This window comes from Brevibacterium sp. S111 (genome assembly GCF_004745075.1).
In the GTDB taxonomy this organism is placed as follows: domain Bacteria; phylum Actinomycetota; class Actinomycetes; order Actinomycetales; family Brevibacteriaceae; genus Brevibacterium.
Genome location: NZ_RHFH01000008.1, coordinates 56720 through 67516 on the forward strand (window position 1 = coordinate 56720; position 10797 = coordinate 67516).

A 10797-nucleotide genomic window follows, 5' to 3' on the forward strand; every position below is an offset into this window, starting at 1 on the left:
GTTGCCCGGCCCGGTGCCCTCACGCGCCCGCTGGTCTCACAGTGCTTCGTGGGCTGCCAGGCGGCGTGCGGTCTCCTTCGCTCCGCGTTCGTGCAGCGATGTCAGTGCGGCGAGGTACGGTGCGGTGAAGCGGGGTTCTTCGGCGAGCTCGCCGAAGAACTGGGCCTGCCGGACGAAGGCCAGCGCGTCGGTTCCCTGTGTCGCGGCGACGGCCTGCAGCCGTTCGGCATAGCGGTCGACGATGGTGAACCGACCACCGGTCTCGTCATGCCCTTCGGCATACCGGGCCCACGAGGCGCAGATCGCCGCGGATACGTCGACCGGGTGTCCGGAGGCCAGGTTGTCCTTGACCACAGGCAGCAGCCATTTGGGGATGCGGTCGGAGGATTCGGCGCCGAGGCGGGCGAGGGTGTCGCGGATCTCCGGGTTGCTGAACCGTTCGATGAGCGAGTCCTTGTACGCCTCGAGGTCGATTCCCGGCAGCGGGGCGAGGCTCGGCGTGCCTTCCTCATCCATGTATCGGCGCAGGTAGGCAGGGATGTCGGGGTTCGCCATCGCCTCATGAGCGAAGGTGTAGCCGCCGAGCAGACCGAAGTACGCCAGTCCCTGGTGCCCGGAGTTGAGCAGGCGCAGCTTCATGTGTTCATAGGGCTGCACATCGTCGACGACCTGCACGTGTGCGTCTTCGTAGGGCGGACGGCCGGAGGTGAAGGAGTCCTCTAGCACCCACTGGAAGAAGGGTTCGGCCACGACCGGCCATGCATCGGTCACGCCCGTATCGGCGAGCAGGTCCTCCCGGTCGTCGTCGGTCGTGGCCGGGGTGATGCGGTCGACCATCGAGTTCGGGAAGGCCACGTTCTCACCGATCCAATCAGCGAGTTCGTCGTCGACGAGTCGGGCGAAGGCGGTGAACATCTTCGCCGCGACCTCACCGTTCTCAGAGATGTTGTCGCATGACTGCACCGTGAACGGTGCCACGCCTGCCGCCCGACGCGCCCGCAGGGCGGCCACGACGTAACCGAAGACGGTGGCCGGCAGCCGACCGGCCCGCAGCGCCTCGACATCGGCGACGATCGTCGGTTCTTGCGTGATGAACTCCCCGGTGACGGGGTTGACGTTGTAGCCGCCCTCGGTGACGGTGAGCGAAACGATGCGGATGTCCTCATCCGTGAGCAGCTCGAGCAGCCCGTGCGGATCATCGGGTCCGAACCGGTAGTCGATGATCGACCCGATCACCCGCCGCTCCTTCGCTCCGTCCGGATGCTTGAGGGTGAGCGAGTAGAGGTGGTCCTGCCCGGCCAGAGCATCGCGCATGCCCGCATCGTGAGGCAGCACTCCGGCACCGACGATCCCCCACTCGAAGGCACGACCGGTCTGGAGCAGATCGTCGATGACCATGGCCATGTGCGCACGGTGGAATCCGCCGACGCCGAAATGGACGATGCCCGGGCGCACCGCCGCCCTGTCGTAGGCGGGGACGGTGATGCCGGCTGCGGCGATGGCCGGGAGGTTGCCGGCGTTGAGGGTGAGTGCGGTTCGCGGTGCGGTCATTTGACGGCTCCCATCGACAGGCCTTGGACGAGTTTGTCCTGCGCGGCGATACCGGCAACGAGCACGGGTACGGAGATGATGAGCGAGGCCGCGCACACCTGGGACAGGAACAGACCCTGCGAGGTGACGAAGCTGGTGAGGAACACCGGCGCGGTCGAGGCTGCGGTGGAGGTGAGCACAGTGGCGAAGAGGAGCTCGTTCCAGGAGAAGATGAAGCAGATGAGCGCGGTGGCGGCAAGGCCCGGTGCGGTCAGCGGCAGCAGGATCTGGACGAACACCCGCGGCAGCCTCGCCCCGTCGAGTTCGGCGGCTTCGAGGACCTCGACGGGCACTTCGGCGAGGAAGGACCGCATCATCCACACCGCAATCGGCATGTTCATCGCCGAGTAGATGATGATGAGCAAAAGCCAGGTGTCGAGGATGCCGGTGGACTTCGCCACGAGATAGACCGGCAGGAGACCGGCGACCATCGGCAGCATCTTCGTCGACAGGAGGAAGAAGAGCACATCGGACCAGCGTTCGATACGGCGGATGGCCAGGGAATACGCGGCCATCGTCGAGAGCACGAGGACGATGAGGGTGGACACGATCGCGGCGACCGCGGAGTTGATGAGGAACGGCCACGGGTTCGCGCCGGTGCCGCCGCCGAAGAAGTTCACGTAGGAGTCGAGCGTGAGTGGGGCGAAGAAGCTCGGCGGGTTCGTCGATGCGTCGGTCTCGGCATGCAGGCTCGTCAGCAACATCCACAGCAGCGGCGAGACGAAGAGGAGTCCGACGAACCACGCGAAGAGGCCGAGCAGGATCTTGCCGACCCGACCTTGGCCGGGCCGCCTCGGTGCGTTCGCCTTCCGCCGAGGCGGCTCGACCGATCCGGGTCCGCCAGGTTCGGCCGGGGTGGGGGTCACCCCGGGCTCGGGCTGCGTTCCCACGGTCGTCGAGAGATCAGGGGTGCTCATGAGTTCTCCTCCTTGAGCAGGGTGGATGCGGTGCGCAGGGCGAAGGTCGCGATGATGAGGGAGGCGGCGACGACGATGACGCCGACCGCGGAAGAGACTCCGTAGTCCTGGGCGACGAAGAATTCCTGGTAGATGACGTACGGCAGGGTCGCGGTGCCCAGCCCGCCGGAGGTCATGGTGAAGACCATGTCGAAGTTCTGCACGATGTAGATCGTGCCCAGCAGGGCGGCGAGTTCGATGTAGCGCCGCAGGTGGGGAAGGGTGATGAAGCGGAAGGTCTGCCAGGGTCCGGCCCCGTCGACCAGCGCCGCCTCGTAGACGTCCATGGGTCGTGATTGGAGACCGGCGAGCATGATGAGCATCATGAACGGCGTCCACTGCCACACGAGCACGAGCCCGATGCCCAGCAGCGGCGAGGACGTCATGAGGTCCGGCTGCGGGGCGTTGTCACCGAAGACGGTGGTCAGCAGCCCGCCCAGCAGACCGTAGGAGGGGTTGAAGATCGCGTGTTTGAACAGCAGCGCCGCGGCCACGGGCACGACGAGGAACGGGGTGATCATCAGGGTGCGGACGAGTCCGCGGCCGATGAACTTCCGGTCAAGGAGAAGAGCGATCCCAAGCCCCAGCAGCGCCGAGGCGAGCACCACCCCGACGGTGAGGCCGACGGTGACGAGCACCGCCCGCAGGAGGTTCGCATCTGTGAACACGGTGATGTAGTTCTGCACGGTGCCGAAGCTGATGTCGTCCGGATAGGCCGCGTTCCAGTTCATGAACGAGATGATGATCGTGATCGCGAACGGGATCTGGGTGACGATGATGACGAAGATGAGCGCCGGCAGCATGGGCGCGCGTTTGAGCCATCGGTCCTTGGCACGGGGTCTGGGCGGCGTGATCGGCTGCGATGCACGCTCGGCGGCGGGTGCTGACACTTCGAACATCCTTCATCAGATCAGTGGTGGCCTCAGGCGGTGGTGGCCCCAGGCGGTGGTGGCCTCAGGCGGTGGTGGCCCCAGGCGGTGGTGGCCCCAGGCGGTGGTGGCCCCAGGCGGTGAGGCCGGGGCCGCGGGCGGAGGGTCCGCAATCACGGGACGGCCGGGGCTGCCTCGGGGCGGGTTCTCACCGTCCGCCCCGAGGCTGCGCGGTCATTTCTTGTACTTGTCTCCGACCTTCTCGGCTTCCTTCTGCCCCTTCTCCAGGGCCTTGTCGACGGTCGTGCGGCCGGCGATGGCGGAGCTGACATCCTCGGAGATGCCGGTGGCGAGGTCCGCGAATTCGGGGATCGTCACGAACTGCACGCCGAGGGTCGGGCGCGGCTGGACGCCCGGGTTCTCGGGATCGGCCGAGTTGATGGCGTCCTCGGTCTGCTTGTAGAACGGTTCGGCGGCCTTCTGGTAGTCGGGGTTCTCATACGTCGAGGTCCGCTTGCCGGCGGGCACGTGCTGCCACCCGAGCTCTTCGGCCACGGTCTCCTCGTAGTCCTTCGACGAGGCCCAGGCGACGAACTTCTCGGCGGCGTCCTGATTCTTGCCCGCGGCCTGGATGCCCCACGCCCAGGTGTAGAGCCAGGAGCTCGAATCCGTCTCCTTCACGGGCGCGGCGACGTAGCCGACCTTGCCCTTGACCGGGGAATCGTCGGCTTCGAGGGTGCCGGTGGCCGCCGTCGAGTCGTACCACATGGCGACCTTGCCCTGCTGCAGGTTCGTCAGGCATTCGGTGTACCCGGCCTGCGGGGCACCGGACTCGCCGTGGTCCTTGATGAGGTCGACGTAGAAGTTCGTGGCTTCCTTGAACTCCTTCGAATCGACTTGGGCGTTCCAGTCCTCGTCCCACCAGGTGCCGCCGAAGGTGTTGACCACGGTCGTCAGCGGAGCGAACATCTCGCCCCAGCCGGGCAGTCCGCGCAGGCAGATGCCCTTCGTGCCCTTCTCGGCACCGTCGACCTTCGCGGCGAGCTTCGCCACTTCGTCCCAGGTCGGCTTCTCCGGCATCTCCACACCGGCCTTGTCGAAGATGTCCGTGCGGTACATGAGGAACGAACCCTCGCCGTAGAACGGTTCGCCATAGACCTTGCCGTCGACGGTCATCGACTCGGCCATCGGAGTGAGGATGTCGTCCTGGTCGAACCCTTCGGCACCGGCGACACCCTCGTCCATGGGCGTGAGCCACTTGTTCTTCGCATAGGTCGGGATCTCGTAGTTCGACATCGAGGCCACGTCGTAGTTGCCCGCCTGAGCGGCGAACTCCTGACCGATCTTCGCCCGCACCTCGTTCTCGGGAAGCACGGTGTAGTTGACCTTGATGCCGGTGTCTTCGGTGAAGTGATCGGCCGTGAGCTTCTGGAGGTCCTGCATCTGCGGATTGTTGACCATGAGGACGTTGACCTCATCGCCCCCGCTTCCGGCGGAGCTGCCGCCGGCGCCGCCGCATCCGGACAGAGCCAATGCTCCAACCATTCCGATCGCCGCCCACGCGGCGCCTCGGCCTGTGATCAGGTGTTTCATCGTTGTGCCTTCCCTCGTCCTTGCGGGATCGACGCCCGCCATCGGGTCGCTGCGAGAAAATCATATGAGCATCGGTGCTCATATGTGCAATACTGTGTCACGAACCGATCAGATGTGCAACACTTCACATATGAGCGAACACACCGTCGTCGACGCCGAAGGGAGGACCGTGTCCACGGTGCCCACCGCACGCCACCGCCGCTTCCTCGCACAGCTGGCCCGCGACCACTACCTCGAGGGCCGGTCCAAGGTCGAGATCGGCAAGACCAACGGACTCAGCCGATTCCAGGTTGCCCGCCTCCTCCAGGAAGCCGTCGACACCGGGGTCGTGACGATCACCATCGAAGCCGACACGGGTGAGGAGAACGACCTCGCCGAACGCATCGCCGATGATCTGGGCCTGAGATCCGTTGTCATCGTCGACATCCCCGATGCCGCCGAGGCCTCCCAGCAGATGGGTCGGGCCGCCCTGAGCCTCGTCGGACGGCAGGCTCGGGCGGGGATGCGCATCGGCCTGTCGTGGTCGCGCACCCTCGATTCCGCGGCCGCCTTCACTCCGGCCCTGCCGCGCTGCACGATCGTCCAGCTCGCCGGTGCCCTGCGGCTGGAATCGCATCATCCCAGCTCCGAGATCTTCACCCGGCTCGGCCAGGACCCGGCCGTGAACATGGTTCGCCTGCCTGCTCCGCTGCTCGTCACCGAGGCGGAGACCGCCGACGACCTGCGCGCCCTGCCCGAGATCTCCGGCACGCTCGCCGCCGCCGACGACCTCGACCTCGCCGTCGTCTCGGTCGCCTCCTGGGCCGAGGGCCTGTCCTCGGTGTGGGAGAAGTGCTCACCGGCCCAACGCCGGGCCGGCATCGATGACGGGGCCATCGCCGAGGTCTCCGGGCGACTCTTCGACGCCGCGGGTGCGGACGTGACCACGATCGACGACCGGGTCATCGCCGTGACCCTCGACCAGCTGCGCCGCGCCGCGACCACCGTGGGCGTCGCCCGCGGGGCCGAACGCGCCCGAGCCGTGCGGGCAGCGTGTGCCGCGGGGATCCTCGACATCGCCGTCATCGACCGTGCCCTCGCCGAGGCGGTGCTCGCCGAGGCCGCTCCCGACGAGGAGGAGCCATGACCGCCGCCCGCCGCCTCGTCGCCGGCGTCGACTCCTCGACGCAGAGCTGCAAGGTCGTCATCGTCGACCCCTCCACCGGTGCCATCGTCCGCACCGGTTCGGCTCCGCATCCGCCCGGCACCGAGGTCGACCCGGAGCACTGGTGGAGCGCGCTGCAGCAGGCGATCACCGCCGCCGGCGGCCTCGACGATGTTGCGGCCCTGAGCATCAGCGGCCAGCAGCACGGACTCGTCGCCCTCGACGCCGAGGGCCGGGTCGTGCGTGATGCGCTGCTGTGGAACGACCTGCGCAGCAACACTGCCGCCCGCGATCTCATCGCCGAGGTCGGCGCCGAGGACTATGTCACGCGCACCGGGGTCCTGCCCGTCGCCTCCTTCACCGCCGCGAAGCTGCGGTGGCTGCGGGATGCAGAACCTGACAACGCCGCTCGCGTCGCCGCCGTTGCCCTGCCCCACGACTGGCTGACCTGGCGATTCCTCGGATTCGGGCCCGCAGACTCCTCCGTTCGCGGTCCCGTGCTCAACACCTTGGCCACCGACGCCTCCGATGCCAGCGGCACCGCTTACTTCGACCCGGCGACCTCCCGCTACGATCTCGACCTGTTCCGCATCGCATTCGGTGCCGCGGCGTGCGAGGCGACGGGACAACCTCACCTGGGGGCCGCCTCGGCGATCCTCCTTCCTCGAGTCCTCGGACCGCACGAATCTGCGGGGTCCAGCCCTGAGGGCATCCTCGTCGGACCCGGGGCCGGCGACAATGCCGCGGCGGCGCTGGGACTCGGGGTCACCGCGGGGGATGTCGTCATCTCCATCGGCACCTCGGGCACCGTCTTCGGCACCACCGAGAAGCCCGTCGCGGATGCCTCCGGCGCGGTCGCGGGATTCGCTTCGGCCGACGGCGGCCGCCTGCCCTTGGTCGCGACCCTCAACGCTGCCCGCGTCCTCGTCTCGGCGAGCACACTGCTGCGCATCAGCCACGACGAGGTCGCGGCCCTGGCCCTGTCTTCAGCCCCGGGGGCGAACGGGATCACGCTCGTGCCCTACTTCGAAGGCGAGCGCACCCCGAACCTGCCCGATGCAACGGCCCGGCTCGAGGGGATGACCTTGGCCAACGCCTCGGCGGAGAACGTCGCCCGCGCCTTCGTCGAAGGCATGCTGTGCGGGCTCGCCGACGGCCTCGAGGCCGTCCAGGCACAGGGCATCGTCGCCCAACGGCTGCTGCTCATCGGCGGAGCCGCACGCAACCCGGCGGTCCGGGAGGTCGCGCGTGACATCTTCACTGTGCCCATCGACGTTCCCGAACAGGCCGAATACGTCGCCGTCGGCGCCGCCCGCCAAGCCGCGTGGACGCTGACCGGGGCACTGCCTGACTGGCCCGTCGACCTCGTCGCCACCTTGCACCCGCGGCCCTCACGGGTGCGCGAACAGTACCGGTCTCATGCACACGAAGTCCCACCGTCTGCCCACGTGAACGAATCCTCTGCGTACGCAGTTCCACCGTCCACGACACACCGCTCACTGCCCGATCACCGCGGATCTTCGGATGCGAACGCATCCGTGAAAGGTTGAGAACCCATGGCCACAGTCACCTTCGACAAAGCACTGCGTCAGTACCCTGAAGCGCTGACGCCCTCCGTCGACGAGATCAGCCTCGACATCGCCGACGGGGAGTTCCTTGTCCTCGTCGGCCCGTCCGGCTGCGGGAAGTCGACGACCCTGCGCATGCTCGCCGGGCTCGAACCAGTCGACTCCGGGCACATCCGCATCGGCGACCACGACGTCACCGACCTCTCCCCCAGGGAACGCGATATCGCGATGGTGTTCCAGAACTATGCGCTCTACCCGCACATGAGCGTGCGCGAGAACATGGCCTTCGCTCTGAAGATCGCAGGCGTGTCGAAGGCGGATCGCCATGACCGCGTCGAGGAGGCCGCCCGGCTGCTCGACCTCGAACCGTTCCTCGACCGCAAGCCCAAGGCCCTGTCCGGCGGTCAGCGACAGCGCGTGGCGATGGGCCGGGCGATCGTCCGCTCGCCACAGGTCTTCCTCATGGACGAACCCCTGTCGAACCTCGATGCGAAGCTGCGGGTGCAGACCCGCGCGCAGATCGCTTCGCTGACCCGCCGCCTCGGCGTCACGACCGTCTACGTCACCCACGACCAGGTCGAGGCGATGACGATGGGCGACCGGGTTGCCGTCCTCGCCGATGGTCGCCTCCAGCAGGTCGACACACCGGCGAACCTCTACGACCGACCGGCGAACCTCTTCGTCGCCGGCTTCATGGGCTCCCCCGCGATGAACCTCATCGCGGTCACGGTCGAGGGTTCGTCGCTGCGCCTCGGCGATGTGGAGGTCTCCCTGACACCCGATCAGCGCGCACAGGTCACGGGAGACACGGTCACCGTCGGGGTGCGACCCGAAGATCTGCGCGTCGAGAACGATCGGGGTCTTGAGACCACGGTCGACCTCGTCGAGGAACTCGGTGCCGATGCCTACGTCCATGGTCGGGCGCAGCTGGCCTCGGGTGAGCAGACGGTCGTCGCACGCGTCGCCGGCCGATCGACGATCCGCCGCGGGGACACCGTGCGCGTCGCCCCGGATACTGCGCGTCTGCACCTGTTCGACACCGACTCGGGGCACCGCCTCGGCGAGGGCGAACGTCAGGCCGCATGAGGGAAGCGGGCTCGGATGGGGCCGCGCCCGGCAGCGACTGCGGGCGATCACACACTCCCATGTCCGCCACCGAATCAGGCGAATCGACCATGCGCGATTATGATCGGAGCATGGTCGATTTCGCTCAATCCCCCCGCTCCACCCTCGGTGTCGAGTGGGAACTGGCTCTGCTGGACTCACGGAGTCTGGATCTGACCCCTGCCGCCGAGTCCCTGTTGGCGGATATTGCCGAGCACGCTCCGGAGCTGGAGAACCACATCGTCGGTGAGATGCTCACGAACACCATCGAGCTCGTCACCGGCGTCCACTCCCAGGTGTCGACCGTCGCCGAGGATCTGGCCGCCTCGATCGGAGCGCTGCGAAAACTCACCGAGGCCCGCGGCGTCGAACTGATGTCGGCGGGCACGCACCCCTTCGCACAGTGGCAGTCGCAGGAGGTCCGCGCGAAGGACCGCTACCTCGAACTCGTCGATCGCACCCAGTGGTGGGGCCGGAACATGCTCATCTTCGGCGTGCACGTCCACGTCGGAATCGACTCCCGCGACAAGGTGCTGCCGATCGTCAACGCCCTGCTCGCCTATGTTCCCCACCTGCAGGCGCTGAGTGCTTCGTCCCCGTTCTGGGGCGGCACGGACACCGGGTATGCCTCGAACCGGGCGATGATGTTCCAGCAGCTGCCGACCGCCGGCCTGCCGTCCCAGTTCGACGAGTGGTCCGAATACGAGAAGTACGTCGACGACATGCTCACCACCGGCATCATCGACCACATCAACGAGATCCGCTGGGACATCCGCCCCGCCCCGCACTGGGGCACCGTCGAGGTCCGCGTCTGCGACGGCCTGCCTACGCTCGAGGAGATCCTCGCGATCACCGCCTTCATCCAGTGCCTCGTTGATGACATGTCCGATCGCCTCGATGCCGGTGAGACCCTGCCGACGATGCCCGATTGGTTCCACAACGAGAACAAGTGGCGCGCGGCCCGCTACGGCATGGACGCGATCATCATCGAAAACGCCGCAGCCGACGAACGGCTCGTCACCGATTGCTTGGCCGACGAGATCGAGCGCCTGACCCCGGTCGCCGAGCGGCTGGGCTGCCGCGAGGAGCTGCAGTCGATCACCTCGATCATCGACCGCGGCGTGCCCTACCAGCGGCTGAAACGGGTGCTGACCGAGACGGGTTCCCTCACCGAGGTGACCCGCTCCCTCATCGACGACCTCCGCAACTCCTACCGCTGAGGGTCGGCGGGCGGCCGGCGGACCCGAGTGGGTCTGCGCGGGTCTGGGTCGGGCCTGGGCGCCGAGACTACGATGGAGCGCCGAGACCACTACTGTGCGCACAGTGGTCTCGGCGCTCCACCGTTGTGTCGACGGTCATGGGGCCGCAGTCTCAACCGCCAAGTACTCCTGCAAGCCCTGATACTTCACTCCCTTCAGTCCGAGCCGGCAAACTTAGGTCGCTATCGGACATTCCGGCTCAAACTTAGGTCGCTATCGGACGTTCAGGCTCAAACCTAGGTCACAATCGGACATTTCTGAGCGCTGAAACTATCCGTTTGTGACCACTTCTTTCACGTAAGCAACATCCCGGCCGAACACCTTCAGCTCGATGCGTTGCCGCTCAATCAGCCTGCGAGGGCGATCACTCCGCGAGGACGAACGGATCGTGATTCCACGGTCCGTTGCGAAACGTCAGGACAACCGGCCCGTTGTGCGGCTCCGAATCGCTGGGAAGCACGGTCTTGTGGACTCCCAGGAGTCGCCCACCGCGGAAGTAGCGGATACCGACGCCGATCGTGGCACCGGAGGCATCGTCGATCTCCACCTCCGTGGAATCCGTCCATGACAGCGGATACTCCTTCGAATCGACTATCAGCGCTGGCTTCGCGAACAGTCGGACGAACCAGCCGTTGATCCAGTGCGGCTTGAGCTCAATCCTGTAAACCACTGCGCCCTCAGCCTCTCTCAGGGAAGTATTTGCTGACAGGCCGG

General features: G+C 66.9%; 9 protein-coding genes. 4 read left to right on the forward strand and 5 right to left on the reverse strand.

The genetic code is table 11. From position 1 onward, the window contains the following. Nucleotides 1-36 precede the first annotated feature (36 nt). From EB836_RS10610 to EB836_RS10625, 4 genes are all read right to left on the reverse strand, one after another. On the reverse strand, nucleotides 37-1551 hold the full coding sequence (locus tag EB836_RS10610) for a mannitol dehydrogenase family protein (protein ID WP_135540194.1): 1515 nt from the start codon (nucleotides 1549-1551) through the stop codon (nucleotides 37-39). Beyond that, nucleotides 1548-2507 carry a carbohydrate ABC transporter permease gene (locus EB836_RS10615; RefSeq protein ID WP_240689850.1) on the reverse strand — a complete coding sequence of 320 codons (960 nt, stop codon included), beginning with the start codon at nucleotides 2505-2507 and terminating at the stop codon, nucleotides 1548-1550. The genes EB836_RS10610 and EB836_RS10615 overlap by 4 nt, the downstream gene beginning before the upstream one ends. After that, complete coding sequence (locus EB836_RS10620) at nucleotides 2504-3445, reverse strand: sugar ABC transporter permease (RefSeq protein ID WP_240689852.1); 942 nt, start codon at nucleotides 3443-3445, stop codon at nucleotides 2504-2506. Before EB836_RS10620 ends, EB836_RS10615 begins: the two co-directional genes overlap by 4 nt. Nucleotides 3446-3649: 204 nt before the next feature. Next, a complete protein-coding gene (locus tag EB836_RS10625; RefSeq protein ID WP_135540196.1) occupies nucleotides 3650-5008 on the reverse strand; it encodes a sugar ABC transporter substrate-binding protein in 1359 nt (452 codons plus the stop codon). 130 nt (nucleotides 5009-5138) lie between these two features. On the opposite strand from EB836_RS10625, the gene EB836_RS10630 reads away from it, so the two are divergent. The 4 genes from EB836_RS10630 to EB836_RS10645 all read left to right on the forward strand — a co-directional run bounded on the left by EB836_RS10630 (nucleotide 5139) and on the right by EB836_RS10645 (nucleotide 10044). After that, the gene (locus EB836_RS10630; RefSeq protein WP_167854429.1) at nucleotides 5139-6134 is read left to right on the forward strand and encodes a sugar-binding domain-containing protein; all 996 of its coding nucleotides are present in this window, start codon (nucleotides 5139-5141) and stop codon (nucleotides 6132-6134) included. Further along, a complete protein-coding gene (gene xylB / locus EB836_RS10635; protein WP_135540200.1) occupies nucleotides 6131-7702 on the forward strand; it encodes a xylulokinase in 1572 nt (523 codons plus the stop codon). The genes EB836_RS10630 and xylB overlap by 4 nt, the downstream gene beginning before the upstream one ends. A gap of 6 nt (nucleotides 7703-7708) precedes the next feature. Continuing rightward, nucleotides 7709-8806 carry a sn-glycerol-3-phosphate ABC transporter ATP-binding protein UgpC gene (ugpC, locus tag EB836_RS10640; protein ID WP_135540202.1) on the forward strand — a complete coding sequence of 366 codons (1098 nt, stop codon included), beginning with the start codon at nucleotides 7709-7711 and terminating at the stop codon, nucleotides 8804-8806. Nucleotides 8807-8916: 110 nt separating this feature from the next. Next, nucleotides 8917-10044 (forward strand): glutamate--cysteine ligase, encoded by a 1128-nt coding sequence (locus tag EB836_RS10645; RefSeq protein WP_135540204.1) that lies wholly within the window; start codon nucleotides 8917-8919, stop codon nucleotides 10042-10044. A gap of 403 nt (nucleotides 10045-10447) precedes the next feature. Here EB836_RS10645 and EB836_RS10650 read toward each other — a convergent pair whose 3' ends face one another. Further along, complete coding sequence (locus EB836_RS10650) at nucleotides 10448-10753, reverse strand: hypothetical protein (protein ID WP_135540206.1); 306 nt, start codon at nucleotides 10751-10753, stop codon at nucleotides 10448-10450. Nucleotides 10754-10797: the final 44 nt, after the last annotated feature.